A 25332-nucleotide genomic window follows, 5' to 3' on the forward strand; every position below is an offset into this window, starting at 1 on the left:
ATCGACCAGCCTCGGCGATGCCGAGGAACGCGACCGCGAGGCGCGACAATGATCACGCCGCGGCCTCGCTGCGGGAGACCAGCAGAGGAGCAGCATGAGCGTCACGAGCGGCCACGCACGGCAGGGCTCGGTGCTGCGCGTCGCCCGCCCATCGACGGTCGACCTCATCGCCGCCGAGCTTCGCGCGGCGATCTTCTCCGGCGCTCTGCCGGTGGGCTCCGCCCTCGGCGAGGTCGAGACAGCCACGCAGCTCGGTGTCAGCCGGAGCCCGTTCCGCGAGGCCGCGCAGCGACTCGTGCAGGAGGGGCTGCTCGCATCGGTGCCGGGTCGCGGGCTGCGAGTGAGCGTGATCGCGCCCGAGCATGTGCCCGACCTCAACGAGGCCCGCATCGCGATCGAGAGCCAGGCGGTGCGCCGCATCGCGGCAGCCGCGCCCGCGCTCGACGGCCTCGAGGCGGCGCTGGCAGAGCTGGAACGCGTGAGTGAGCACGACGACGCCCTCGCGATCGGCGACGCCGATCTCGCCTTCCACCAGCTGCTCGTCGACACCGCGGGCAATCGACGGCTGTCGCACTACATGGCCACGCTCGCGATCGAGACGCGCATCGCGAGCCTGAGCGCACCAGAGGGCTATGCGGTCCGGCGCACGGTCTCCCCCACATACCGCGCGCTCCTCGACGCGTTGGCGGCGGGCGATGCGGCCGCCGCGGTGGCGGCGATCACGCAGCAGCTCGACGACGCGACCAAGCGGCTGACGGGTGAATCCACCGATGTCGAGATGATCGAGCGCGAGCTGGCGCCGCCGAGCCTGCAGCCGATCGATCCGGACCGGTTGGGCGGCGATTCGGCCGGCTGAGTCGCGTCAGTCGCCGACCGGCGGCTGCGCCGGGGCCGGCTGATCGAGACGCAGCTCGCGCTCCCCCGGCAGCGAACGGGCGAGCGGCAACCGACCGGTGCCCAGCACCTGCTGCACGATGTTGCGCGCGATGGTCTGCGCCGACAGACCGAACTCCTCGAGGATCTCGCCGCGCTCGGCATGGTCGATGAACGCATCCGGCAGGCCGAGCTCGTCGACGGCGGTGTCGACGCCGGCCGCCCGCAGCTCCTGACGGATGCGCGTCCCGATGCCACCGACGCGCACGCCGTCCTCCAGCGTGATGACGATGCGGTGGTCGCGCGCGAGCTCGACCACGGAACCTGCCACGGGCACGACCCAGCGCGGGTCGACCACCGTCACGCCGATGCCCTGCGCCTGCACACGCTGCGCGACATCCATCGCAAGATGCGCGAACGTGCCGATCGCGATGATGAGCACGTCGCGGTGCGGCGCCTCCAGCAGCACGTCGACGCCGTCAGAGGTTCGCCGCACGGCGTCGAGCTGGTTCGGCACCGAGCCCTTCGGGTAGCGGATGACGGTGGGCGCGTCGTCAACGGCCACGGCCTCGCGCAGCTCCTCCTCGAGGCGAACGGCATCGCGCGGGGCCGCCAGCCGGATGCCCGGCACGAACTGCAGCAGCGCCAGATCCCACATGCCGTGGTGGCTGGGTCCGTCCGGACCGGTCACGCCTGCGCGGTCAAGCACGAAGGTCACGCCCGCCTTGTGCAGCGCGACGTCCATCAGCACCTGGTCGAACGCGCGGTTGACGAAGGTCGCGTAGATCGCCACGACGGGGTGCAGGCCGCCGTACGCGAGGCCGGCAGCGGTGGTGACGGCGTGCTGCTCGGCGATGCCGACGTCGAGCACGCGGGAGGCGTCCAGCGCGGCGAGCCGGTCGAGCCCGGTGGGGCGCAGCATGGCCGCCGTGATGCCGACGATGCGGTCGTCCCCCCGCGCGATCGAAACGAGCTCGTCGGCGAACACCGAGGTCCACGACGGCCGGCCCGCGCTCGCGATGGCCTCACCCGTCTCCGGGTCGATCTGCCCGACCGCGTGGAACTGGTCTGCCACGTCGTTGACGGCCGGGTCGAAGCCCTGCCCCTTCTGCGTGATGACGTGCACGATCACGGGTGAGCCGTAGTCGCGCGCCTGCGTCAGCGCCTCCTGGAGCGCATCGAGGTCGTGGCCGTCGATCGGCCCCAGGTACTTGATGTCGAGGTTCGAGTAGAGCGCCTCGTTGTTCACGAAGCGCGACAGGAAGCCATGCGTGGCACCGCGCACGCCGCGGTAGATGGCGCGACCCGGGTGGCCGAGCTTCGAGAAGGCCCGCTCGGAGGTGCCGCGCAGCGTGCGGTACGAGCGCTGCGTGCGCACCCCGTTGAGGAAGCGGGCCATGCCGCCGATGGTCGGCGCGTAGGAGCGACCGTTGTCGTTGACGACGATCACGAGCCTGCGACGGTTGTCGTCGGAGATGTTGTTCAGCGCCTCCCACGTCATGCCGCCCGTGAGCGCCCCGTCGCCGACGACCGCGACCACCGAGCGGTCGTGCTGGCCGGTGATGTCGAACGCCCGGCTGATGCCGTCGGCCCAGGACAGGGACGAGGATGCGTGGCTCGACTCGACGATGTCGTGCTCGCTCTCGGCGCGCTGCGGGTAGCCGGCGAGGCCGCCCTTCTGGCGCAGCCGCGAGAAGTCCTGCCGCCCGGTGAGCAGCTTGTGCACGTAGGACTGGTGGCCGGTGTCGAAGACGAAGGCGTCGCGCGGCGAGCGGAAGACGCGGTGCATCGCGACCGTCAGCTCGACCACACCCAGATTGGGTCCGAGATGCCCGCCGGTGCGAGCGACTTCGCGGATCAGGAAGGACCGGATCTCGGCAGCCAGCTCGACGAGCTCGGCGTTCGAGAGCCGGTCCAGGTCCCGCGGGCCCGTGATCTGCTCGAGGATCGCCATGATCAGACCATCGTAGTCCTCCGGCGATCTGCCGGCCCCCGCCTGCGCGGCGGGCCGGCCGATGCTCATCGCGTGAGCGAGTAGAAGCGGAAGAAGCCGAAGTCCTCGATCGGCAGGACATCGACGCCGGCGAATCCCGCTTCGCGCGCATACCGGCGCAGGACCGAGGGCCGCATGACCGTGCCGGTGCCGACGCTGGACGGATGCGCGAGGCCGTCGGGCAGGCAGACCAGCAGGCTGAAGCCGTACATCAGCCGCTCGACCTCGGTGCCGGGTGCTTGCAGCTCTTCGGCCACCGCCTCGTCCATGATCACCACCGGCCCTCCCGGGCGCACCGCCTCGCGCATCGCGGTCAGCACCTCGACCGGCTGCGGCATGTCGTGCAGGCACTCGAACGCGAAGACGGCATCGAAGTCGCCGTGCTCGGCGAGCTCGGCGCCGTCGGCGAGGTGGAAGAAGACCCGGTCGTCGACGCCCGCGGCGCGCGCGTGCTGGCGAGCGGCTGCGATGGACGGCGCGTCGACGTCGAAGCCCTCGACGCACAGCAGCGGGTATGCCCGGGCGAGCGCGATCGCGGACCAGCCCTCGCCGGTGCCGACATCCGCGATGCGGGCACGCGGCTCGCGCAGCACCGCATCGATCGTCGGCACGGCGACCAGCGCCTCCGGCAGCCGGCCGAACCACGGCCGGTTGAGATCGGCCTGCGCCTCGCGAGCGTCCTCGCCGAGCTGCGCCCAGCTGACGCCCCCGCCCGTGCGGTACGCGTTGAGCAGCGCGGGCAGCTGCGGTCCGACGGCGGCGAACAAGCGCGGCAGCGGGCCGAGGAAGGCGAGGCTCGTCGCGTCGGTCAGCACCTCCGCGGCGGCGACGGGCAGCCGGAAGCGCCGCGCGGCGGCGGTGCCGTCCGCCCGGCCCTCGAGCCGCAGCACACCGCTCACGGCCTGCTGCTCGAGCCATTCGCGCGCGTAGCGGCTCGAGGTGCCGGTGCGCTCGGCGAGCTCGGCCGCGGTGCTGGCGCCGTGCGCGGCAAGATCGCGGTACCAGCCCAGCCGGTCTCCGAGGTAGGCGGCGAAGAGGTCGGTGGTGGCGAGAGCCGACTGCAGCATGCGATCGGCGAACGCGTCGACCGCGCTCTCGTGATCGGTGGGCGACGCGGCGTCGCTGGCAGCGGCAGCGGACTCCGCCTGCTCGATGATGGTCATGCGGTGCTCTCCTTCGAGCCAGCGGCAGCCCGGTGCTGCCGTCGTGCCGAAGCTACGGCGAGGTGCCGAGCACCCGCATCGGGCGAATCATGCAGGTCTGCGCCGTCGATGTGCAGAGGGTGTGTACGGCGACCTGCAGGGCGGAGTGCGGCCTCAGCCGCGGGTGCGCTCGTGCCACCAGGCTGCCGCCGCGGTGCGCGTGCCGACGCCGAGCTTGAGATAGATGTTCGCCAGATGCCTGCCGACGGTCTTCTCGCTGATGAACAGCTGCGCCGCGACGTCGCGGTTGCTGTCACCGAGCGCGACTCGCGCGAGCACCTCGGTCTCCCGAGCGGTGAGCGGGCCGATGCGCGCGCCGTGACCCGCCCCATCCGCCCCGTCGTCTGCAGCGTCTGACGCGATGGGCACGGCTCCCAGCCGCTGCAGGATCTCGTGCGCCTGCTCCTGCGCTGCGGCCGCCGGCTGCGGCTGCCCCGCCGCCTCGTGCGTGCGCGCGATCAGCGCGAGCATCCGTGCCGTCTCGAACGGCTGCCGCAGTCGGCGGAACATCGTCTCGGCAGCGCGCAGCGTCGCCAGCGCCGCGCTGAGCTCGCCGCGGGCGAGCGCGACCATCCCGTGCGCGTGCTCCGACCATGCGCGGAAGCCCTCGCTGTCGTAGCGCTCCGCTCCCTCCTGCAGCTCCGACGCCAGCGCTGCGGCATCGGCGTGCGCACCGGCGGCGACGGCGATCTCCACGGCCGCTCGCAGCAGCCGCACGCGTGCCGCGCCGCCCCGCGCTGCCAAGGCGTCGGCGATGGCCGCGCGAGCCGCCTCCACGTCGCCGACGTGGAGCTCGAGCATGGCCGGGCCGGGCTGCGGATCGATGCCTACCTCTCGCGCCCTCGCGAACGCCTGTCGCGCGCCCTCGACGTCGCCGCGCATCCGCCGCATCTCACCCAGCTGCGTGAAGCCGGCCCCCGCGACGAACGGATCGCCGAGGGCGAGGTCGGCGCTCTGCCGGGCGATGCGCTCCTCCGCATCGGCCCAGGCGCCCTGCGCCCAGCGCAGCTCGAGCCGGTGCACGCGACAGATGCCGGTGTAGATCGACTCGCTGCCGAAGCGCGAGCACCATCGCTCCATGGCGGCGGTCCAGCCCTCCATGCGGCGGAAGTCGGCGATCTGGCTGCTGATGTGGATCGTGGTGCAGTAGATGTCGCCCGCCCACTCCTCCGGCACCTGCTCGGCCAGCACCGGCAGCATCGCCTCGTCGAGCAGCGCGAAGCCCCGCCGAACCCTCCCCGCCTGCAGCTCTGCCAGGCCCGCGACCGCCAGGCTCAGCGCCTCGACGGCGGGTTCGGGGAATCGTCGGGCGAGCTCGTCGAGCCGCTGCACGGAGGACGGCGCCCAGCTCTCGGCACTCTCGGCCATGCCGACCGTGACCTCCAGGTAAGCGAGGTAAGCGTGGGTCGGCGAATCGGGCTCGTCGCCCAGGATGCGGCGCGCACGCGCGAGCCACGCGCGACCGACCGTCTCGTCGCCGCGGGTGAACCACAGCAGGCTGATCCGCAGCGCCGACATCGCCCCGTCGACGCGCCGCCCGTCGGCGAGCAGCCGCCGGTAGGCCTCCTCCGACACCGGCAGGGACTCGACGACCCGGCCCAGCATCCACATGCTGCGGGCGAGCAGCTCGAGGTCGTCGGATTCCAGCGTGCCGAGCGCCTGCGCGGCGCTCAGGTGCTCGAGCGCAGCGCCCCAGTCACCGGCGGTGATGCAGCGCCGCCCGGCGTCGATGAGCACCGCGCGGTCGGCCATGCTCCAGCGTATTGCCGCGATCGGGCGCCGCGGCAGACACCCGCGCTCACGCTGGAGACGCCGAACGGCCCCGCCTCCGAGGAGAGCGGGGCCGCGCGGCGCTGCTGGCTCAGACCAGCGAGCGGAGCACGTACTGGAGGATGCCGCCGTGGCGGTAGTAGTCGGCCTCTCCAGGGGTGTCGATGCGCACGATTGCGTCGAACTCGACCGTCTGCTTGCCCTCGGGGCTGTGCTCGGTCGGCTCGGCGACCACGTGCACCGTCTTGGGCGTGCGGCCCTCGTTGAGCTCCGTGAGGCCCGAGATCGAGATGCTCTCGGTGCCGTCGAGGCCCAGCGACTGCCACGACTCCCCTGCAGGGAACTGCAGCGGCACGACACCCATGCCGATGAGGTTGGAGCGGTGGATGCGCTCGAACGACTCGGTGATGACGGCGGTGACGCCCAGCAGGTTCGTGCCCTTGGCGGCCCAGTCGCGGCTCGAACCCGAGCCGTACTCCTTGCCGCCCAGCACGACGAGCGGGGTGCCCTGCGCCTGGTAGTTGACGGATGCGTCGTAAATCGCCGCCTGCGCGCCGTCGGTGGTCGTGAAGTCGCGGGTGAAGCCGCCCTCCACGCCGTCGAGGAGCTGGTTCTTCAGGCGGATGTTCGCGAACGTGCCGCGGATCATGATCTCGTGGTTGCCGCGACGCGAGCCGTAGGAGTTGAAGTCCTTGCGCTCGACGCCGTGCTCGGTCAGGTAGCGACCGGCCGGGCTGTCGGCCTTGATCGCGCCGGCCGGCGAGATGTGGTCGGTGGTGACCGAGTCGCCGAGGGCTGCGAGCACGCGGGCGCCCTGGATGTCGGCGATGGGCGTGAGCTCCATCGTCATGCCCTCGAAGTACGGGGGCTTCCGGACGTAGGTCGACTCGGCATCCCACTCGAAGATGTCGCCGTCGGGCGTGGGCAGGCTCTGCCAGCGCTCGTCGCCGTCGAACACGGCGCCGTACTGCTTGACGAACATCTCGGTGTCGATCGACGAGTCGATCGTCGACTGCACCTCATCGGCCGAGGGCCAGATGTCGGCGAGGAAGACGTCCTGGCCGTCCTTGCCCTTGCCCAGCGGCTGGTTCTCGAAATCGAAGTCCATCGTGCCGGCGAGCGAGTAGGCGATCACGAGGGGCGGCGACGCGAGGTAGTTCATCTTCACGTCGGGGTTGATGCGCCCCTCGAAGTTGCGGTTGCCCGAGAGCACGGCCGTGACGGCGAGATCGTGCTCGTTGACCGCGGTCGAGACCTCCTCGATGAGGGGTCCGGAGTTGCCGATGCACGTCGTGCAGCCGTAGCCGACCGTGTAGAAGCCGAGTTCGTCGAGGTCCTTGGTCAGGCCCGACTTGTCGTAGTAGTCGGTGACGACCTTCGATCCGGGCGCGAGCGTCGTCTTGACCCACGGCTTGGCCTTGAGGCCGTGCTCGACCGCCTTGCGGGCAAGCAGGCCGGCCGCGAGCATGACAGACGGGTTCGACGTGTTGGTGCACGAGGTGATGGCGGCGATGGTGACCGCGCCATTGTCGAGCGTGTAGGTCTCGCCTGCGGCGTTCGTGACCTGGACCGGCTTCGAGAGCTCCGCGGGAATGCCGCTGTTGATGTGCACCTCGCGGGTGTCGTCGTCCTCTTCGCCGGGCACGGCACCGGGGTCGGACGCCGGGAAGGAGTGCTTGGACTCGAGGTCGACGATGTCCGTCGACGTCGAGGCCGAGGCGTAGTCGACGATGTCCTTCGAGAACTGCGACTTCGCCAGCGACAGCTCGATGCGATCCTGCGGGCGCTTCGGGCCGGCGATCGAGGGCACGACCGTGCTGAGGTCGAGCTCGAGGTACTCGGAGAACTCCGGCTCGACCGCGGGGTCGTGCCAGAGGCCCTGCTGCTTGGCGTAGGCCTCGACGAGCGCGACCTGCTGCTCGTCGCGTCCCGTGAGCCGCAGGTAGTCGAGCGTGACGTCGTCGACCGGGAAGATCGCGGCCGTCGAGCCGAACTCGGGGCTCATGTTGCCGATGGTCGCGCGGTTGGCGAGCGGCACGGCGCCGACGCCGGTGCCGTAGAACTCGACGAACTTGCCGACCACCCCGTGCTTGCGCAGCAGCTCGGTGATGGTGAGCACCACATCCGTCGCCGTCACACCGGTGGCGATCTCGCCCGTGAGCTTGAAGCCGACCACGCGCGGGATGAGCATCGAGACGGGCTGGCCGAGCATGGCCGCCTCGGCCTCGATGCCGCCGACGCCCCAGCCGAGCACGCCGAGGCCGTTGACCATCGTGGTGTGCGAGTCGGTGCCGACGACGGTGTCGGGGTAGGCGGTCAGCTCGCCGTCGAACTCGCGGGCGTAGGTGACCTTCGCGAGGTTCTCGATGTTGACCTGGTGGACGATGCCGGTGCCCGGCGGGACGACCTTGAAGTCGTCGAACGCCGTCTGGCCCCAGCGCAGGAACTGGTAGCGCTCGCCGTTGCGCTGGTACTCGATCTCGACGTTCCGCTCGAAGGCATCCGGCGTGCCGAACAGGTCGGCGATCACGGAGTGGTCGATCACGAGCTCGACGGGTGCGAGGGGGTTGATCTGGCTCGCGTTGCCGCCCAGCTCGGCCACGGCCTCGCGCATGGTCGCGAGGTCGACGATGCAGGGCACGCCGGTGAAGTCCTGGAGCACGACGCGCGCGGGCGTGAACTGGATCTCGACGTTGGGCTCGGCCGACGCATCCCACGCCCCGAGCGCCTCGATCTGCTGCTTCGTGACGTTCGCGCCGTCCTCGGTGCGCAGCAGGTTCTCCAGCAGCACCTTGAGGCTGAACGGCAGGCGCTCATGCCCTGCCACCTTGTCGATTCGGTAGAGCGTGTAGTCGGTGCCTCCGACCGACAGCGAGCTCTTGCTGTCAAAGCTGTTCGGATTCGCCATGGTGACTCCTTAGCAGTCTCACGGGATGCGCTGGATGCGCCTCGAGTGTATGCCTCGGGCCGTCGCCGTGGGCGGGCTCGAAGCGAGTTATCTTGACGTCAAGATATCTTAGCGCGTTCCCGGCTCCGGCGTTCCCGCGGGCGTGTCTGCGTCCGGAGTCTCGAGCACGGTGCGCACCATGAGCCACGTCACCCAGAGGGTCGCGAGGTAGAGCGGCACGCCCATCAGGATCTTGGCGCCGGCGAGCAGCTCGACCGCCCCTGCGGTCCCCTGCTCGGCGGCGAAGTACAGCGGCACCTGCACCGCGAGACGGGCGCCGATGACGATCAGCCAGAGGGTCGTCGACTGCCAGGCGACGGTGCGCTTGGCGCGCTCGGTGCGCCAGGCGTGCGGCGTCGCGGTGAGCGCGCCGGCGATCACGCCGACGAGCGGTCGCCGCAGCAGCATGCTGGTCAGCAGCACCAGCACGACCACCGTGTTGACCGTGAAGCCCCAGAGGAAGTTGTCCTCGCCCTGGCCGGTGAACAGCGCCACCGCGGCCGAGATGCCGACGCCGATGAGGCCGGCGAAGGCGAGCACGGGCTGCCCCCTCTGCAGCACGCGCCAGGCGACGAAGCCGATCGAGATGACCAGAGGCACGAGCACCGACAGCCAGACGCTCTTCGTCGTCGCGTACAGCACCAGGAAGACGATGCCGGGCAGCAGCGACTCGATGAGGCCGCGGACGCCGCCCATCGCCTCGATCAGCGCGCGCGCGCTCGGCTTCGCGGTCGGGTCGAGCTGGCCGAGCTTCGAGCCGCGGATCACGCCGCCGACCTGGTCGGCGAACGACGGCTCACGTCGCTGCTCCGACTCAGGCTCGTCGTGCGGGTCTCGCTCGCGGGACTCGCTGTCGCCCGACTCCCCCACCGCCGTCACGCCGACTTCGGGGCGCGGAGCGCGATGAGCTCGCGAGGCGGCATCGGCTCCGCCCCCCGGCAGACCACCGTCGAGCGGAACAGCTCGATCGCGGCCGCAGCCTTCGTGTCATCGATCGCGGCCTGGCCGCCGATCAGGCCCTGCAGCATCCAGCGCGGACCGTCGACGCCGATGATGCGCACGGCACGCGGAGCGCCGTCCGGCCCGGACTGCAGGCGCGCCCGCAGCTCAGGGCCGAGCAGCCCCTGGGCTTCCTCGACCGTGGCGCCCTGGCGCTCGAGCTGGGCGCGCAGCACCTCGCGCACCGGCGCCCAGATGCCCTCGCTGCGCGGTGCGGCAAAGGGCTGCAGCTGCACGGTCGAGCCCTCGTGCTCGAGCGTGACCGCGACGATCCGCTTCGTCTTCTCCTCGACCTCCAGGCGCATCTGCATCCCGGGCCGTGGCACGATGCGCAGGCCGCCGAGATCGACGTAGGGACGCACGGGCGCTTCGGACTCGTCGAGCGGACCGACCTCGGCGCGGTCGGTCGGTGCGCTCTTCTCGACCAGCTCCTCGTCGTCGTGCAGCTGACCGCCGTCAGTGGTCTCCGTCATCGTGCTGTCCCCTCTGGAGCGGCGCCGTGGCCGGTGGATCCGTGCCCGCGCTCGCCTCGATCCGATCCCGGCAGCCGCTCGACCTCGATGAACCGGACGCGCTCGACGCGCTGCACGATCAGCTGCGCGATGCGGTCGCCCACCTCGATGCGGTGCGGCTCGCTGCCGGTGTTGAGCAGATTGACCTTGATCTCGCCCCGGTAGCCCGCGTCCACGGTGCCCGGCGCGTTCACGATCGTGATCCCGTGCTTGGCGGCGAGGCCGCTGCGCGGGTGCACGAAGCCGGCGTAGCCGTCCGGCAGGGCGATCGCGATGCCCGTGCCGACCAGCGCGCGCTGCCCGGGCTCGAGCGTCACCGCCTCTGCGGCGTGCATGTCGGCACCGGCGTCCCCCGGGTGCGCGTAGGCGGGCACCGGCGTTCCGGTGATGAGGATCTCGACCTGCTTCATCGCAGTCGAGGCTAGCCGAGCACCGCACCCGCGGCGAACCCGGCTTCGCCGACACGGGATGATGGAGGCATGGAATCCGTCCCCTCGCACCGCGAGCGGCTCGTGCCGCCGTGGTGGCTGCTCGCCGTCCTGCTGCTCATCGTGCCCGCCGCGCTGCTGGTGTTCCTGCCCGTGAGCATCGTGACCGGCATCATCGTCGCCGTCGGCCTGTACACCGCGATCGTGCTGGCGCTCTGGCTCGGCGCGCCCCGCATCGAGCTGCGCGACGGGCAGCTGCGTGCGGGCAAGGCCCGCATCGGCGTCCACGAGCTCGGCACGGCGGATGCGCTGCTGGGCCCGGACGCGAAGGTCGCGCTGCGAGCGGGCTGGGATCCGGCAGACCATCACGTCGTCTCGCCGTGGATCACCTCGCTGGTGCGCGTACCGGTGATCGATGAGGAGGACCCCACACCCGCCTGGGTGATGAGCACTCGCCGGCCGGAGCGTCTCGCCGCCGCCATCGAGGCAGCGCAGAAGAGCCGCTGACGCGGCGCGTCAGCGGCTCAGCGCAGGACTGGCTCGGTGCCGGACCGGCTCAGGAGGCGCACTCGGCGCAGATGGGCCCGAGCTTGGTCTCGTGGTCGAACTGCAGACGGTCCTTCACCAGGAAGCAGCTCACGCAGGTGAACTCGTGCTCCTGCGGGGGCAGCACGACGACGTCGAGCTCGACGTCGGCGAGGTCGGCTGCGGAGAGGTCGAAGCTGCCGGGGTTGTCGGCGTCGTCGTCAGTCGCGACGCTCTTCGACGGCACTCGCTCCTTGAGCGCCTCGATCGACTCGTTCTCGTCGTCGGTCTTGCGCGGGGCGTCGTAATCGGTGGCCATCTGGCATTTCCTTGCTGGGGGTAGGTGGGCGGCGTCGGCGCACATTCTGCACGAAAGCGGCATCTGAGGCAAATCAGATATCCGAGCGCGGCTGTGCGTCTACAGGTTGCTGGGCAGCCCGGTGTGCTGCACCGCATGGAACGCACGGCGCGCCCGCCCCATTCCCGCTCCGGCGACGGTCCGCGTGGGATGCTGTCGCAATCCGAGATCTGGCCAGGAAGGACCGACGAATCATGCAGCAGCTGAGCGTCATCGGCGTCGAGGACGACGTGCTCATCCTCGAGTCCGCGTCCGGCGAGCGCTTCCGCGTGCCCGTCGACGCCCTGCCCGAGCACCGCAAGCCGGCGGCCGCGATCCCCCACCGGGAGCGCAAGGCCCGCCCGCGCGACATCCAGGCGCTCATCCGCGGCGGCATGACCGCCGAGGAGGTCGCCTCGGCGACCGGCGAGGAGCTCGCCTACGTCGAGCGCTTCGAGGGCCCCGTGGTGGCCGAGCGCAGTCACGTGCTCGACTCCGCCCTCTCGATCCCGGTCGCATCCGGCGACATCGACCCACTCGCGGGCGAGACGACCTTCGGCGCCGCGATCGACGAGCGGCTGAGCGACCTGCGCGCATCCGATCGGACGTGGGCGGCCTGGAAGGACGCCGAAGGCGGTGCCTGGACGGTGCGCCTGCGCTTCACGACGGAGGCGATCCAGCACGAGGCCGTCTGGGGCTACGAGCCCAAGAAGGCGACGCTGACGCCGCGCGGCAAGGAGGCCACCTCGCTCAGCCAGACCGGCGACGCGACGAGCGTGCTCGTGCCACGGCTGCGGGCGATCGACCGGCAGCAGCGTCCCGCGGCCCCCGATGCCGCCGCCACGGCGCCGGACTCGGCTCCGACCCCCACTGACGACGCGCCCCCGATCGCGCAGCGCGCGGCGCAGCGCGACACCGGCCGCTTCCACTCCGATGCCTTCCGCATCCAGCGCGGCACCGCTCGCCCTGCCCCCGAGCCGGTCGAGCCGGGCGTCGGACTGGAGGACGCCGTCGAGAGCTCCTCCGTGCCGGCGCCCTCCGAGACGCCCGGCACGGGCCGACAGCAGGAGCCCACGAAGGCCGACAACCCGTGGCTGCGCCGTCGCGGCGGCGAGGTGGGCAGCCAGCCCGAGGACGTGCAGCACGCAGCGATCAACCGCCCTGCCGCCGCTGCGCAGCCCAACCACACAGCAGAGCTGCTCGATGCCCTGCGCCGCCGTCGCAGCGAGCGCGAGGCGACGCTGCGCACGGCTGAGAACGAGCCGAGCCTGTTCGAGGTCGAGCCCGACACCGCCGACGCGGCACCGCCGGCGCCCACCCCCGAGGAGCAGCGCCCGCAGCGCGCCACCGGCACGGGGCCGGTCGCCGGCCGCAAGCGCGGCTCGCGTGCGGCGATGCCCAGCTGGGATGAGATCGTCTTCGGCTCGCGCAGCGACGACTGACGACGAGGACCGCCGGAGCGGGAGGGTGCCATGGCACGCTCCCGCTTCAGCGTTTCCTGAGGCGAAATGCAGACATGAACCTTTCGTCATGTTAGGTTGCTCGACGGCACGTCCCGTGCACCTACAAGGAGGTAGGCATGACCCAGTCCGTCACCGACCCGTCGAGAGACAACACCCGCCAGGGGCTCGGCAAGGTCGTCACCGCCGCGATGGCAGGCACCGTCGTCGAGTGGTACGAGTTCTTCCTGTATGCCACCGCCGCGACGATCGTCTTCAACGTCCTGTTCTTCCCGCCCAGCGATGACCCGTACGCGCCGATCATCAGCGCGTTCCTCACCTACGCGGTCGGCTTCATCGCACGCCCGCTGGGCGGCATCGTCTTCGGCCACTTCGGTGACAAGTTCGGGCGCAAGAAGCTGCTGCAGCTCGCGATCATCCTGGTCGGCGTCTCGACGTTCCTGATGGGCTGCCTGCCCACGTTCGATCAGATCGGCTACTGGGCACCGGCGCTGCTGGTCATCCTGCGCTTCTTCCAGGGCTTCGCGGTGGGCGGCGAGTGGGGCGGCGGCGTGCTGCTGGTCGCCGAGCACGCGCCCAACAAGGAGCGCGGCTTCTGGTCGTCGTTCCCGCAGGCGGCGGTGCCGATCGGCAACCTGCTCGCAACGGTCGCGCTGCTGATCCTGCAGTGGACGCTCTCCGACGAGGCGTTCCTCAGCTGGGGCTGGCGCATCGCCTTCTGGATCTCTGTCGTCATCGTCGCGATCGGCTACTACATCCGCACCCGTATCGAGGACGCGCCGATCTTCCAGCAGGTCAAGGACGAGGTCGCGGGCTCGAAGTCGCAGGGCTACGGCGTGCTCGAGGTGCTGAAGCGCTACCCCAAGGGCGTGCTGACGGCCATGGGCCTGCGCTTCGCGGAGAACATCCTCTACTACCTGGTGGTGGTCTTCTCGATCACCTACCTGGTCACCGCGATGCAGTACGACGTGACCCGCATCCTCGGCCTGATGGCGATCGCGCACATCGCGCACATGATCTTCGTGCCGCTGGTCGGCCGCTTCGTCGACACCGTCGGACGCCGACCGGTCTACTTGGCTGGCGCGATCACCGGCGCCTCGTGGGGGTTCATCGCCTTCCCGCTGTTCCAGACCGGCAACGACGTGATCATCCTGCTCGGCATCATCCTCGGCCTGTTCTTCCACGCCCTCATGTACGCCGGCCAGCCGGCGATCATGGCCGAGATCTTCCCGACGCGCATGCGCTACTCGGGTGTCTCGCTCGGCTACCAGGTCACCTCGATCGTCGCGGGCTCGCTCGCTCCCATCATTGCCACGGCGCTGCTGCGGCAGTTCGAGAGCCACATCCCGGTGGCGCTGTACCTGCTGGCGGCATGCGTGATCACGCTCATCGCGGTGTTCGCGCTCAAGGAGACCAAGGGCATCTCCTTGCACGACGTCGACGACGAGGACCGTCGCCGCGTGCTGGAGGAGAAGGGCACCGTCTGATCGGCCGATCAAGGCCCTGAACGGGACGGGCGGCGAGCGCGATCTCGCCGCCCGCCCTCGCTCCCACCGGATAGCGTGGGAGCCACACCTTCGGAAGGAATCGACGATGACGTCAATCGCCTGGATCGGGCTCGGCAACATGGGCAGCCGCATGTCCTCCCACCTGGTCTCCGCCGGACACGAGGTGAAGGGCTACGACGTCGTCGAGGCCCTGCGAGCAGGCGCCGCGCAGCACGGCGTCACGGCCGTCGACTCGATCGGCGAGGCGGTGGCCGGCGCGGAGGTCGTCATCCTCAGCCTCCCGAAGGGCGAGCACGTGCGCTCGGTGCTCGCCGACACGGACGGCGTCTTCGACCACGCCGCCCCGAACACCCTCATCCTCGACACATCCACGGTCGACCTCGACACCTCGCGCTGGTGCCACGACGAGGCCGAGGCGCGCGGCTTCCGCTTCGTCGACTCCCCCGTCTCCGGCGGCACGCAGGGCGCCGAAGCCGGCACCCTCGCCTTCATGCTCGGCGGCAACGACCCCGACGTCGCAGACGCCAAGGCGATCGTGACGCCCATGGCGGGCAGCGTGCTCGCGGTCGGCGAGGCCACGCACGGCATCGCGGCGAAGCTCGTCAACAACATGATGCTCGGCGTCTCGATCCTCGCGATGTCCGAGGGCTCGCAGCTCGCCCACCAGCTCGGGCTCGACCCCAAGGCGTTCTTCGACGTCGCGCGCGTCTCCTCCGGCGACTCGTGGGCGGTGCGCACCTGGTACCCGGTGCCGGGCGTCGTGCCGGGCGCCGCCGCCAACCAGAACTTCGACGCTTCCTTCTCCGCCATGCTCGCCCACAAGGACGTCACGCTCGCCGTCGCGGGCGCCGAGGCCGCGGGCGTCAAGGTGCCCGCCGCCACGCTCATCCGCGACCAGCTGCAGCGGCTGCTCGACGAGGGCTTCGGCGGCAAGGACTGCACCCTGGTGGTGCGCGAGGCGAGCCCGGACGGCACGGTCGAGGGCTGGGACGGCAGCTGATGCGCATCCGCGGCGCCGTCCTGCGCGCGATCGGCGCCGAGCGCCCCTTCGCGCAGTCGCGGCCGCTCGAGCTGGTCGAGCTCGAGCTCGACGACCCCGGTCCCGGCGAGCTGCGCATCCGCATCGAGGCCGCGGGCCTGTGCCACAGCGACCTCTCTGTCGTCGAGGGCGCACGTCCCCGTCCGGTGCCGATGCTGCTCGGCCACGAGGCCGCCGGCATCGTCGAGGCGCTCGGCGAGGGCGTCGACGATGTGGCCGTCGGCGATCGCGTCGTGACGACCTTCCTGCCGCGCTGCGGCGAGTGCGCGGCGTGCGCCACCGACGGCCGGCTCCCCTGTGAGCGCGGCAGCGCCTCCAACGGCGCGGGCGAGCTGCTCGGCGGCGGGCGGCGCCTGCATGAGGTGGCCGACGATGGCGAGCGCACCGAGGTGCACCACCACCTGGGCGTCTCCGCCTTCGCCACCCACGCCGTGCTCGATCGCCGCTCGGTGGTGCCGGTCGGCGCCGACGTGCCGCCGCAGGTCGCGGCCGTGCTCGGCTGCGCGATGCTCACCGGCGGCGGCGCGGTCGTCAACGCCGGCAAGCCCGTCGAGGGCGACGACATCGTGATCGTGGGTCTCGGCGGCGTCGGCATGGCCGCCCTGCTGGCGGCGGCGTCGCTGGGGCTCGGCAGGGTCATCGGGGTGGATGCGGTGCCCTCCAAGCTCGACACGGCACGCGAGCTGGGCGCCCACCTCGCGCTCTCCCCCGACGAGGCGCTCGAGCAGGGTCTGCGGGCACCTGTGGTGATCGAGGCCGCCGGCCATCCCCAGGCGTTCGAGACCGCCTTCGCCCTGACCGCGCCGGGCGGGACGACCGTGACCGTCGGCCTGCCGCATCCGGATGCCCGGTCGTCGCTGTCGCCGCTGACGCTCACCGCGGAGGCTCGAACGGTGATCGGCTCCTACCTGGGCTCGGCAGTGCCGTCGCGCGACATCCCCCGCTACGAGCAGCTGTGGCGTGAGGGGCGGTTGCCAGTGGAGGCGCTGGTGACGAGCGAAATCGGGCTCGAGCAGCTCAACGAGGCGCTCGACACCCTGGCCGACGGCAAGGCGATCCGGCAGGTCGTGCGGTTCGACTGACGCTCACGGGAGCCTCCTTGCAGGCGCTCAGCGCCGACGCTGCTTCTGACGCGCTGAGCGATCTGCGTCGCTCTCGGTCAGGCGCTTGATGATGAAGCCGACGACTGCCGTCGCCACGGTCGTGATGAGCCACTTGCGCACGGTGCGCTCCTTCCCTTGCGGACGATGCCGCCTGCTGCCATCCTGGCGCGCTTCGCTGAACCCCCGGTGAGCGCTGGAGCACTCCGGCGGCTTCGGACGGGCTACCGGACGCGCACGGTGCGCAGCGCGCTCCAGGTGGAGCCCGCCGCGTTGCTGAAGGCGACTGCGTAGCTGCGCTGGCCCGGCGGTCGCGTGAGCGTGACGCTGACCGACTGTGCCTCCGGCGTGTTCGCGACGAGCGGCATCGGCGCGCCGATGGGCACGCCGTTCTCGGTGAACTGGGCGCTCGTCGCGTTGGTGCCCCACCACAGGTCGGCCGTGAGCGTGAAGGTGCCATTCCTGGGCGTCGTCGCCGAGAGCGCCGGACGGGCGGGGTTGGCGTCGGTGACGCGCACGGTGAGCGGATGCGTCGTGGTGGTGCCGGTGGAGTTGCTGAGCTCGGCGGTGTACACGCGATTGCCGTTGCTGAGTCCGGTGATCGGGAACTCGGCGTGCTGCGCCCGGGGAGTGCCGCGCACGAGCTGCTGCTCGGCGATGGCGACGCCGTCCTCCAGCAGGCGCACGGAACTGGCGTTCTCGCCCCACCAGAGGTCGACCGACACCGTGTAGTCGCCGTCCCGCAGACCCGTGTCGTGGCCGTTGTCGCTGCTGAGCACCGCGCGCGCAGGCGCATGTGTCGAGCCGTCGTGCAGCGGGATGCCGAGCACGAACGCCGAGAAGGAGTCCGTCTCGCCGCACACCCGACCCGGGATCCTCGACGTCGTGATGTCCTGCCAGGTGTAGCCGCCGCTGCCTGCGGGCGTGTGGTGGTAGAGGCGCGGCGGGTCTCCCGGGAGCGCCGTCTCGTCGTACACGATGCAGACCTCGACCACACCGTCGATCTCGGAGGTCGTCGACAGGTGGTAGTAGAGCGGCGGGTTCGACGCGAGCGTGAAGCCTGACGGATCTGGGCCGGTCGCCGTGACCGCGGCGGTCGTCGTGCCCGCACCGGCGCCCACCGGGAAGGTGAAGGTGACCGCCGTCGACGTGAGCGGGATCGTGAACGGCGTGCCGTCGCTCGGTGTCTCCTCGTCGCTCGTGGCATCGGGCTCGGTGATGGTGAAGTCGCGCCGGCTGCCGGCTGGCCAGTACCGCTCGCCCGGCACGCCGGCGGCGAGCTGGTAGCGCCCGAGCGCGGTGCCGGCAGGGATCGTGATGTCGGCCCGGAGCGTGCCGTCCGAGGCCACCGTCGCGGTGCCGACCTGCACAGCACCCGCGGGCAGCGTGCCGCCGAGCAGGAGCAGGAAGAACCCGTCCATGCCCGGCGCGAGCCAGAGCTCGAGCTGCTCGCCTGCGACGAGGCCATCGCCCGCGACCGTCGCGGCGACCCCCGGGAAGAGGTCGGCGCTCGCTCCGGTGCTCGTCACTTCGAGGGCCCGCCCGACCTCCGGAATGCCCTGCTCTGTCGCGATGTCCAGATGCACGGGCACGAACCGTCCCGGGTCGGTGGTGGTCGTGAGCAGGCTCAGGCTGGGCCCGCTCTCCGGCGGCCCGGAGAGCTCGAAGATCTGGAACGTGCGGCCCGACCAGCTCGGGACACCCTCCTCGATCAGCAGCGAGGACTGCAGCGGCGCGCCCGGCGCGAGCTCCACCGAGAAGACGTCTGTGAGCTCGGCGGACTCGTCGCCGGCCAAGCCCCACGACTCGGCCTCCCACAGGGGCTCCACGATGCCCTGCTGCGCGATGTCCATGCCGAATCCGATCCAGCGAGTCCGGTCGGAGGCGTTCACGCCGACCGGGCGCAGGTATGGAACCGGGTCGACACCGGAGGGGTGGAGGCCCCACGGGTTCATCGGCACTGCCGCGGTCTCGAAGGCAATCTGGAGGCCGTCGACATCGACGGCGGTGCCGGGGACCGTCGTCCAGGACGGCGGCGGATCCTCGGCGGCGGCAGGTGCGACAGCCACGGTCGCGACGAGGAGCGCCGAGACGAGCCCGGCGAGCAGAGAGCGGGACGCGGTGGTGCGCACGGGATCCTCCTGAGTGCCGGAGCTCGCCGTGACCCGAGTCGAACCGGCTGCGAGATCGCCGTCGGTGGGGCAAGCATCTTCCTGCCGTGCAGCGCTGTCAAGAGCGCCATAGGACGGGCGCACCGGCGCTCGTACGCTCGCTCAGGACGCGCCTTCTGACTGTCGTCATGCGCGCCCCGCCGAGCTCAGGCGAAGGCGCCGAAGCGGCGCAGCGGCACCCGCAGCTCCTCGGGCGTCAGCGACCCGTGCTGGCCGATCATGCCGCGGGCCTTGTCGAGCTCGTCGACGTAGATCGCCCGCCGTCCGCGCGCCGCGACGAGCACGTCGCCCACGCGCGGCGCGACCTCTGGGTGCAGCGCCCCCAACCAGCCGGCGTCGACCACCTGCTGCCTCGTGGCGACCCACGCCGCATCGCCGAGCCATGCCCGCCAGTGGTGCGCCAGCGCATCCGCCGTCGTGCCCTCGGCCTGCGCCTCGGCCGACAGGTGCAGCTGCAGGCACCGCGGCTCCCCCGCCACGTGCGCAACGGCCTCGAGCAGCTGCGGCGGCACGATGAGGTGGGCGGATGCGTCGACGTCGACCATGCCGTGATCGGCGGTGACGATGAGACCCGCCTGGCGCGGCAGCGCATCGGCGAGCGCGCGGACGTGGCCGTCGAGTTGCTCGAGGGCGTCGATCCAGCGGTCGCTCTGCCAGCCGTGCTCATGGCCGGCGCGGTCGAGCTCGGGCACGTAGAGGTAGACGAGCGCGCGCTCGCGGACGGCGTCAGCGGCGATGGCGAAGCGGTCGGCCACCGAGCGCCCCCCGCGGAACTCGCCCCCACGCAGCACCGCCCGCGTGAACCCGCTGTCGGCGTGCTTCTGCTCGCCGATGACGATCGAGGGGGTCTGCTCGAGCAGCGTCGGGAGGCGCTGCCAGACATCCGGGTCCATCGGGCCGCCCCAGTCGCGCAGCTGGTTGCGCACACCCACCCCGGGCACGAGCGCGTCGTAGCCGACAATGCCGTGCTCGCCGGCCAGCGCGCCGGTCGTGAGGCTCGCCAGCGCCACCGCGGTGGTGGAGGGGAAGCCGGCATCGAGCGATCCGCCGGGCGCCGTCGCAAGGGTGCGCGCGTGCCCCGCGCGCTGACCGAGCTGGGCGGCGCCGAGGCCGTCGACGAGCAGTACGGCCGCGCTCTGCACGGCAGGCAGCGAGAGGGCGTTGGGCTCGCCGCGCATCGCCAGCGACGAGCTGCGCAGAACGTCGGCAAGGCTCCGGGATCCGGGCGCCCTGGTCGGTAGCATTCCTTCAGCCTATGACTGCCACACCTGCCCCTCCCGCATCCGGGAACGCCGAGTCCGCCGAGCGCATCGACGACATCGACGTCGCTGCCGAGATGCAGGACTCGTTCCTCGAGTACGCGTACTCCGTCATCTACGCACGCGCCCTGCCGGACGCCCGCGACGGCCTCAAGCCCGTGCAGCGGCGCATCCTCTTCCAGATGTCCGAGATGGGACTGCGCCCCGAGAAGGGCCATGTGAAGAGCGCCCGCGTCGTCGGCGACGTGATGGGCAAGCTGCACCCGCACGGCGACACCGCGATCTACGACGCGCTCGTGCGCCTGGCGCAGCCGTTCAGCCTGCGGCTGCCGCTCATCGACGGGCACGGCAACTTCGGCTCGCTCGACGATGGCCCCGCCGCAGCCCGCTACACCGAGGCGCGCCTGGCCGCAGCCGGCCTCTCCCTCACGGAGGGCCTCGACGAGGACGTCGTCGACTTCGTGCCCAACTACGACAACTCCTACCAGCAGCCCGACGTGCTGCCGGCCTCCTACCCGAACCTGCTCGTCAACGGCGCGAGCGGCATCGCCGTGGGCATGGCGACGAACATGGCGCCCCACAACCTCATCGAGGTGATCCAGGCGGCCAAGCACCTGCTCGCGCACCCCGACGCATCCGTCACCGACCTCATGCGGCACGTGCCCGGCCCCGATCTGCCAGGCGGCGGCGTCATCGTCGGTCTCGACGGCATCAAGGATGCCTACGAGACGGGCCGCGGCTCGTTCAAGACCCGCGCGCGCACCTCGATCGAGCGGCAGGGCCGCAAGACGCAGATCATCGTCACCGAGCTGCCCTACCAGGTGGGCCCGGAGCGACTGATCGAGAAGATCAAGGACGGCGTGCAGTCGAAGAAGCTGCAGGGGCTCTCCGACGTGCAGGACTTCACCGACCGCAAGCACGGCCTCCGGCTCGTGATCGGCATCAAGACCGGCTTCGACCCCGAGGCGGTGCTGCAGCAGCTCTACCGCTTCACGCCGCTCGAGGACGGCTTCTCGATCAACAACGTGGCGCTCGTCGAGGGCAAGCCCGAGACACTCGGCCTGGGGCAGCTGCTGCGGGTCTACCTCGACCACCGCGTCTCGGTGGTGCGCCGGCGCAGCGAGTTCCGGCTGGCGAAGAAGCGCTACCGGCTGCACCTGGTCGAGGGGCTGCTGATCGCCATCCTCGACATCGACGAGGTCATCCAGGTCATCCGCTCCTCGGACGACTCCGAGCAGGCGCGCGGGCGGCTGCAGGGCATCTTCGACCTCTCCGAGGCGCAGGCCGAGTACATCCTCGAGCTGCGGCTGCGGCGGCTGACGAAGTTCAGCCGCATCGAGCTCGAGGCCGAGCGCGACGAGCTGAAGGCGCAGATCGCGGAGCTCGAGCGCATCCTAGGCTCCGAGGCGGCGCTGCACACGGTGGTCGCCGACGAGCTGGACGAGGTCGCCGAGCGCTTCGGCACGCCGCGCCGCACGCTGCTCACCAACGGCAACGGCCAGCCCACCACCGGGCGCGCCTCGGCCGCCAAGCTCGCCGCCAGCCTCGAGATCGCGGATGCGCCCACGCGCGTGCTGCTGTCGGCGACCGGCCGCGTCGTGCGCGTCGACGGCGACGAGCCCATCCCCGTGCCTTCACGGCGCAGCCGCCACGACGCCATCCGCTCGGTCGTCGGCACCACCACCCGCGGCACCTTCGGCATCGTCACCTCGAGCGGGGCCGTGCTGCGCCTGACGCCGGCCGACCTGCCCAGCGTGCCTCCCGCATCCGTCGGCTTGACGGCCGGCATCAAGGTGCGCGAGCTCGGCGCGTTCGAGCGCGGCGAAGAGCCGGTCGCGCTCATCGATCTCGCGAGCGAGACCCCGTGGCTCGTGGCCACCGCGAAGGGCAGCGTGAAGCGCGTCAAGCCCACCGAGCTGCGCGACCGCGACCGCGAGAGCCTCATCTCACTCAAGGACGGCGACCGGGTGGTCGGCATCGCGCCCGCTCCGGACGAGGACTGGATCGTGCTGGTCACCAGCGATGCGCAACTGCTGCGCTTCCCGGCCGCGCAGGTGAACCCGCAGGGTGCGGGCGCCGCCGGCATGAAGGGCATCGGGCTCAAGGCGGATGCGTCGGTGACGTTCGCGGGCGTCGTGGACGAGGGCGCGCAGGTCGTCACCGTCACCGCTGCCGCCGAGACGCTTGCCGGGCTCGACGAGCCGCGGGTCAAGGTCTCCGACCTCGCGGAGTTCCCGCCCAAGGGCCGCGGCACCGGCGGCGTGCAGGCGCACCGGCTGCTGAAGGGCGAGGTCGGGCTCTCGCTCGCCTGGGTGGGGCCCTCGCCGATAGCGGTCGGCGCCGATGGCTCGCAGCGCCAGCTGCCGCCCGGCGGAGCGGCGCGCGCCGGCTCCGGGGTGTCCATCGACGGTGCGATCGGCGCGGTCGGGTCGCAGCTGGGCGCCTAGCCGGACTGGGCACCCGCCGTCGTGGCGCGACCGGTGGAGCTGCTTCCGACAGGGCTCGTTGCGCCAGCACCGGTCAGACGGAACTCCACCGGTCGCTGCACACGGGCCGGCGGGCGGACTCGATCGGCGCGCGGCGGGCGGGCTGCCGCTCAGGCGTCGATGCGCTCGCGGTCGACCTGGTTGGTGACGATCAGCTCGCGGCGCGGGGCGACGTCGTTGCCCATCAGCAGCTCGAAGATCTCGGTCGCCTTCTCGGCGTCGCTGATCGTGACGCGCCGCAGCGTGCGCCGCGAGCGGTCCATGGTCGTCTCGGCCAGCTGGTCGGCATCCATCTCGCCCAGGCCCTTGTAGCGCTGCGGCGGCTCGTGCCAGGACTTGCCGGCCTTCTTCAGCTTCGCCAGCACGCGGTGCAGCTCGGCGTCGGAGTAGGTGTAGATCGCCTCGTCGGGCTTGCCGCGGTGCTTGACGAGCACGCGATGCAGCGGAGGCACGGCCGCGAACACGCGCCCCTCCTCGATCAGGGGGCGCATGTAGCGGTGGATGAGGGTGAGCAGCAGGGTGCGGATGTGCGCGCCGTCGACGTCGGCGTCGGAGAGCATGATCACCTTGCCGTAGCGCGCGGCGGAGAGGTCGAACGAGCGCCCGGAGCCGGCACCGATCGACTGGATGATCGCCGCGCACTCGGCGTTGCCGAGCATGTCGCCGACCGAGGCCTTCTGCACGTTCAGGATCTTGCCGCGGATGGGCAGGATGGCCTGGAACTCGCTGTCGCGCGCGGGCTTGGCGGTGCCGAGGGCGCTGTCGCCCTCGACGATGAACAGCTCGGTCTGGGCGACGTCGTTCGATCGGCAGTCGACGAGCTTCACGGGCAGCGATGACGACTCGAGTGCGCTCTTGCGGCGCGCGGTCTCCTTGAGCGAGCGCGCGGACAGGCGCGCCTTCATCTCGCTCACGACCTTCTCGAGCAGCTGCCCGGCCTGGGCCTTCTCGTCGCGCTTGGACGACTTCAGGATGGCGCCCAGCTCGCGCTGCACCACCTGGGCGACGATCTGGCGCACGGCGGGCGTGCCGAGCACCTCCTTCGTCTGGCCCTCGAACTGCGGCTCCGGCAGGCGCACGGTGACGACGGCGGTCAGGCCCGCGAGGGCGTCGTCCTTCTCGACCTTGTCGTTGCCGGCCTTCAGCTTGCGCGCGTTCGCGGCCACCTGGTCGCGGATGAGCTTCAGCAGCGACTGCTCGAAGCCGGCCAGGTGCGAGCCGCCCTTGGGCGTGGCGATGATGTTGACGAAGGTCTGCACGACGGTGTCGTAGCCGGTGCCCCAGCGCAGCGCGATGTCGACCTCGCACGTGCGGTCGACCTCGCGGGTGACCATGTGGCCGGTCTCCTCGTCGAGGACGGGGATGGTCTCCTGGAAGTCGCCCTCGCCGGTCAGCCGCCAGGTCGCGGTGAGCGCAGGATCCGGCGCCAGGTACTCGGCGAACTCGGCGATGCCGCCGTCGTACTTGAACTGGTGCACGGCGCGCTCGTCGCCGCGCTCGTCGATGATCTGGATGCCGAGACCCGGCACCAGGAAGGCCGTCTGGCGGGCACGGCGGGCGAGCTCGTCGGCGAGGAACTCCGCGCCCTTGGTGAACACCTGCGGGTCGGCCCAGTAGCGCACGCGGGTGCCGGTCACGCCCTTCTTGACCTTGCCCACCTTGCGCAACCTGGACGCATCCGTGAACGGCACGAAGGTCGCATCCGGCGACGGCTCCCCCTGGTCGAGGAACTCGCCGGGCTCGCCGCGGTGGAACGACATCGCCCAGGTCGCGCCGTCGCGGTCGACCTCGACATCGAGGCGCGCCGAGAGCGCGTTCACGACCGAGGCGCCGACGCCGTGCAGGCCGCCGGAGGACTTGTAGGCGCCGCCGCCGAACTTGCCGCCGGCGTGCAGCTTCGTGAAGATCACCTCGACGCCGGTCAAGCCAGTGCGGGGCTCGACGTCGATGGGCAGGCCGCGGGCGCGGTCGGCGACCTCGACGGAGCCGTCGGCATGCAGCACCACCGAGATCTCGGAGCCGAAGCCGCCGAGCGCCTCGTCGACCGAGTTGTCGATGATCTCCCACAGGCAGTGCATGAGCCCGCGCGAGTCGGTCGAGCCGATGTACATGCCGGGCCGCTTGCGCACCGCCTCGAGGCCCTCGAGGACGGTCAGGTGCCGTGCCGAGTAGTCGGATGCCGCGCTTGCCAACCGATCCTCCATCCTGTCTTGCCGGTCACGCCCGATGGCCGTGACGCGCCCGGGATGCACGGGCGGGAAGCACCGTGCCGCTGCGAGCGCGCCTGCCAGCCTACGGCCGCCGCATCCCGTGCTGGCGCAGGCCACGCGGCGCGCTGCAGGGTTGCGCCGCTGGCGAACCACCCCCGGATCGGCGGCGAACTGCCGGGTGGGCATGCGACCATGGTGCGAAGGACGAAGCAAGGAGGGCACCGTGAACGACACCCAGACCACGACGCTCGAGGTCGACGACGCCAGCGCGCCGCTGAACGGGCTCGACCGCTGCGACAGCTGCGGCGCCCAGGCGTACATCCGAGCGACCATGGACAGCGGCACGCTGCTCTTCTGCGCACACCACGCCGCGAAGCACCGTGAGGCCCTCCAGCCGCTCGCGAAGGTGTGGCACGACGAGTCGGAGAAGCTCAACGAGCGCTGACCCGAGCACGACCAGCAAGCGGCCCGCCCCTCGATGGGCGGGCCGCTTCGTCGTGTCGGCGCCGCACA

At 71.3% G+C, this 25332-nt stretch carries 19 protein-coding genes; 8 read left to right on the plus strand and 11 right to left on the minus strand.

Going from position 1 to position 25332, the window contains the following annotated elements; all coding sequences use genetic code 11:
* Positions 1-94: 94 nt before the first annotated feature.
* Complete coding sequence (locus BM288_RS13720) at positions 95-856, plus strand: GntR family transcriptional regulator (RefSeq protein ID WP_092919680.1); 762 nt, start codon at positions 95-97, stop codon at positions 854-856.
* A 6-nt stretch (positions 857-862) separates the two neighbouring features.
* Here BM288_RS13720 and dxs read toward each other — a convergent pair whose 3' ends face one another.
* From dxs to dut, 7 genes are all read right to left on the minus strand, one after another.
* Entirely contained in the window at positions 863-2827 is a 1965-nt protein-coding gene (dxs, locus tag BM288_RS13725; RefSeq protein ID WP_092919869.1) for a 1-deoxy-D-xylulose-5-phosphate synthase, read from the minus strand.
* A 65-nt stretch (positions 2828-2892) separates the two neighbouring features.
* The gene (locus BM288_RS13730; protein WP_092919682.1) at positions 2893-4029 is read right to left on the minus strand and encodes a class I SAM-dependent methyltransferase; all 1137 of its coding nucleotides are present in this window, start codon (positions 4027-4029) and stop codon (positions 2893-2895) included.
* Positions 4030-4182: 153 nt separating this feature from the next.
* Positions 4183-5820 (minus strand): helix-turn-helix domain-containing protein, encoded by a 1638-nt coding sequence (locus BM288_RS13735; protein ID WP_092919684.1) that lies wholly within the window; start codon positions 5818-5820, stop codon positions 4183-4185.
* Between the two features lie 109 nt (positions 5821-5929).
* The gene (locus tag BM288_RS13740) at positions 5930-8746 is read right to left on the minus strand and encodes an aconitate hydratase (protein WP_092919686.1); all 2817 of its coding nucleotides are present in this window, start codon (positions 8744-8746) and stop codon (positions 5930-5932) included.
* Between the two features lie 108 nt (positions 8747-8854).
* Complete coding sequence (locus BM288_RS13745; RefSeq protein WP_092919688.1) at positions 8855-9664, minus strand: DUF3159 domain-containing protein; 810 nt, start codon at positions 9662-9664, stop codon at positions 8855-8857.
* Positions 9661-10257: a DUF3710 domain-containing protein gene (locus BM288_RS13750; protein ID WP_092919690.1), complete on the minus strand. Its 597-nt coding sequence runs from the start codon at positions 10255-10257 to the stop codon at positions 9661-9663. The genes BM288_RS13745 and BM288_RS13750 overlap by 4 nt, the downstream gene beginning before the upstream one ends.
* Positions 10254-10706: a dUTP diphosphatase gene (gene dut / locus BM288_RS13755; protein WP_092919692.1), complete on the minus strand. Its 453-nt coding sequence runs from the start codon at positions 10704-10706 to the stop codon at positions 10254-10256. Before dut ends, BM288_RS13750 begins: the two co-directional genes overlap by 4 nt.
* A 69-nt stretch (positions 10707-10775) precedes the next feature.
* Here dut and BM288_RS13760 point away from each other — a divergent pair, with 69 nt between their 5' ends.
* Positions 10776-11231, plus strand: a complete 456-nt coding sequence (locus tag BM288_RS13760; protein WP_092919694.1) for a DUF3093 domain-containing protein — start codon at positions 10776-10778, stop codon at positions 11229-11231.
* Positions 11232-11280: 49 nt separating this feature from the next.
* On the opposite strand, the gene BM288_RS13765 is transcribed toward BM288_RS13760, so the two are convergent.
* A complete protein-coding gene (locus BM288_RS13765; RefSeq protein WP_092919696.1) occupies positions 11281-11568 on the minus strand; it encodes a DUF4193 domain-containing protein in 288 nt (95 codons plus the stop codon).
* Between the two features lie 233 nt (positions 11569-11801).
* On the opposite strand from BM288_RS13765, the gene sepH reads away from it, so the two are divergent.
* The 4 genes from sepH to BM288_RS13785 all read left to right on the plus strand — a co-directional run bounded on the left by sepH (position 11802) and on the right by BM288_RS13785 (position 16675).
* A complete protein-coding gene (sepH, locus tag BM288_RS13770; protein WP_092919698.1) occupies positions 11802-13028 on the plus strand; it encodes a septation protein SepH in 1227 nt (408 codons plus the stop codon).
* A gap of 137 nt (positions 13029-13165) precedes the next feature.
* Positions 13166-14533, plus strand: coding sequence for an MFS transporter (locus BM288_RS13775; protein WP_092919700.1), 1368 nt, complete (start codon positions 13166-13168; stop codon positions 14531-14533).
* A gap of 106 nt (positions 14534-14639) precedes the next feature.
* The gene (locus BM288_RS13780) at positions 14640-15554 is read left to right on the plus strand and encodes an NAD(P)-dependent oxidoreductase (protein ID WP_092919702.1); all 915 of its coding nucleotides are present in this window, start codon (positions 14640-14642) and stop codon (positions 15552-15554) included.
* On the plus strand, positions 15554-16675 hold the full coding sequence (locus BM288_RS13785; protein WP_092919703.1) for an alcohol dehydrogenase catalytic domain-containing protein: 1122 nt from the start codon (positions 15554-15556) through the stop codon (positions 16673-16675). Before BM288_RS13780 ends, BM288_RS13785 begins: the two co-directional genes overlap by 1 nt.
* Before the next feature lie 242 nt (positions 16676-16917).
* Here the strand turns inward: BM288_RS13785 and BM288_RS13790 are convergent, their stop codons facing one another.
* Positions 16918-18825, minus strand: a complete 1908-nt coding sequence (locus BM288_RS13790) for a hypothetical protein (RefSeq protein ID WP_092919705.1) — start codon at positions 18823-18825, stop codon at positions 16918-16920.
* A 185-nt stretch (positions 18826-19010) separates the two neighbouring features.
* Positions 19011-20108 carry an alkaline phosphatase family protein gene (locus tag BM288_RS13795; RefSeq protein WP_092919707.1) on the minus strand — a complete coding sequence of 366 codons (1098 nt, stop codon included), beginning with the start codon at positions 20106-20108 and terminating at the stop codon, positions 19011-19013.
* A gap of 11 nt (positions 20109-20119) precedes the next feature.
* Here BM288_RS13795 and BM288_RS13800 point away from each other — a divergent pair, with 11 nt between their 5' ends.
* Positions 20120-22570, plus strand: a complete 2451-nt coding sequence (locus tag BM288_RS13800; RefSeq protein ID WP_092919709.1) for a DNA gyrase/topoisomerase IV subunit A — start codon at positions 20120-20122, stop codon at positions 22568-22570.
* A 149-nt stretch (positions 22571-22719) separates the two neighbouring features.
* Here the strand turns inward: BM288_RS13800 and BM288_RS13805 are convergent, their stop codons facing one another.
* Positions 22720-24813 (minus strand): DNA gyrase/topoisomerase IV subunit B, encoded by a 2094-nt coding sequence (locus BM288_RS13805; RefSeq protein WP_092919711.1) that lies wholly within the window; start codon positions 24811-24813, stop codon positions 22720-22722.
* A gap of 229 nt (positions 24814-25042) precedes the next feature.
* Here BM288_RS13805 and BM288_RS13810 point away from each other — a divergent pair, with 229 nt between their 5' ends.
* Positions 25043-25264 carry a DUF7455 domain-containing protein gene (locus tag BM288_RS13810; protein WP_092919713.1) on the plus strand — a complete coding sequence of 74 codons (222 nt, stop codon included), beginning with the start codon at positions 25043-25045 and terminating at the stop codon, positions 25262-25264.
* Positions 25265-25332: the final 68 nt, after the last annotated feature.

The organism is Agrococcus baldri, from assembly GCA_900114805.1.
GTDB classification, from domain to species: Bacteria; Actinomycetota; Actinomycetes; order Actinomycetales; family Microbacteriaceae; genus Agrococcus; species Agrococcus baldri.

Bases quoted from the DNA above. Each gene is read 5' to 3' on its own strand.
- BM288_RS13780 (WP_092919702.1), top strand. From the start codon at position 14,640: ATGACGTCAATCGCCTGGATCGGGCTCGGCAACATGGGCAGCCGCATG.
- dut (WP_092919692.1), bottom strand. From the start codon at position 10,706: ATGAAGCAGGTCGAGATCCTCATCACCGGAACGCCGGTGCCCGCCTAC.
- BM288_RS13750 (WP_092919690.1), bottom strand. From the start codon at position 10,257: ATGACGGAGACCACTGACGGCGGTCAGCTGCACGACGACGAGGAGCTG.
- BM288_RS13795 (WP_092919707.1), bottom strand. From the start codon at position 20,108: ATGCTACCGACCAGGGCGCCCGGATCCCGGAGCCTTGCCGACGTTCTG.
- BM288_RS13720 (WP_092919680.1), top strand. From the start codon at position 95: ATGAGCGTCACGAGCGGCCACGCACGGCAGGGCTCGGTGCTGCGCGTC.
- BM288_RS13730 (WP_092919682.1), bottom strand. From the start codon at position 4,029: ATGACCATCATCGAGCAGGCGGAGTCCGCTGCCGCTGCCAGCGACGCC.
- dxs (WP_092919869.1), bottom strand. From the start codon at position 2,827: ATGGCGATCCTCGAGCAGATCACGGGCCCGCGGGACCTGGACCGGCTC.
- BM288_RS13760 (WP_092919694.1), top strand. From the start codon at position 10,776: ATGGAATCCGTCCCCTCGCACCGCGAGCGGCTCGTGCCGCCGTGGTGG.
- BM288_RS13800 (WP_092919709.1), top strand. From the start codon at position 20,120: ATGACTGCCACACCTGCCCCTCCCGCATCCGGGAACGCCGAGTCCGCC.
- BM288_RS13785 (WP_092919703.1), top strand. From the start codon at position 15,554: ATGCGCATCCGCGGCGCCGTCCTGCGCGCGATCGGCGCCGAGCGCCCC.
- sepH (WP_092919698.1), top strand. From the start codon at position 11,802: ATGCAGCAGCTGAGCGTCATCGGCGTCGAGGACGACGTGCTCATCCTC.
- BM288_RS13735 (WP_092919684.1), bottom strand. From the start codon at position 5,820: ATGGCCGACCGCGCGGTGCTCATCGACGCCGGGCGGCGCTGCATCACC.
- BM288_RS13765 (WP_092919696.1), bottom strand. From the start codon at position 11,568: ATGGCCACCGATTACGACGCCCCGCGCAAGACCGACGACGAGAACGAG.
- BM288_RS13805 (WP_092919711.1), bottom strand. From the start codon at position 24,813: ATGGAGGATCGGTTGGCAAGCGCGGCATCCGACTACTCGGCACGGCAC.
- BM288_RS13740 (WP_092919686.1), bottom strand. From the start codon at position 8,746: ATGGCGAATCCGAACAGCTTTGACAGCAAGAGCTCGCTGTCGGTCGGA.
- BM288_RS13775 (WP_092919700.1), top strand. From the start codon at position 13,166: ATGACCCAGTCCGTCACCGACCCGTCGAGAGACAACACCCGCCAGGGG.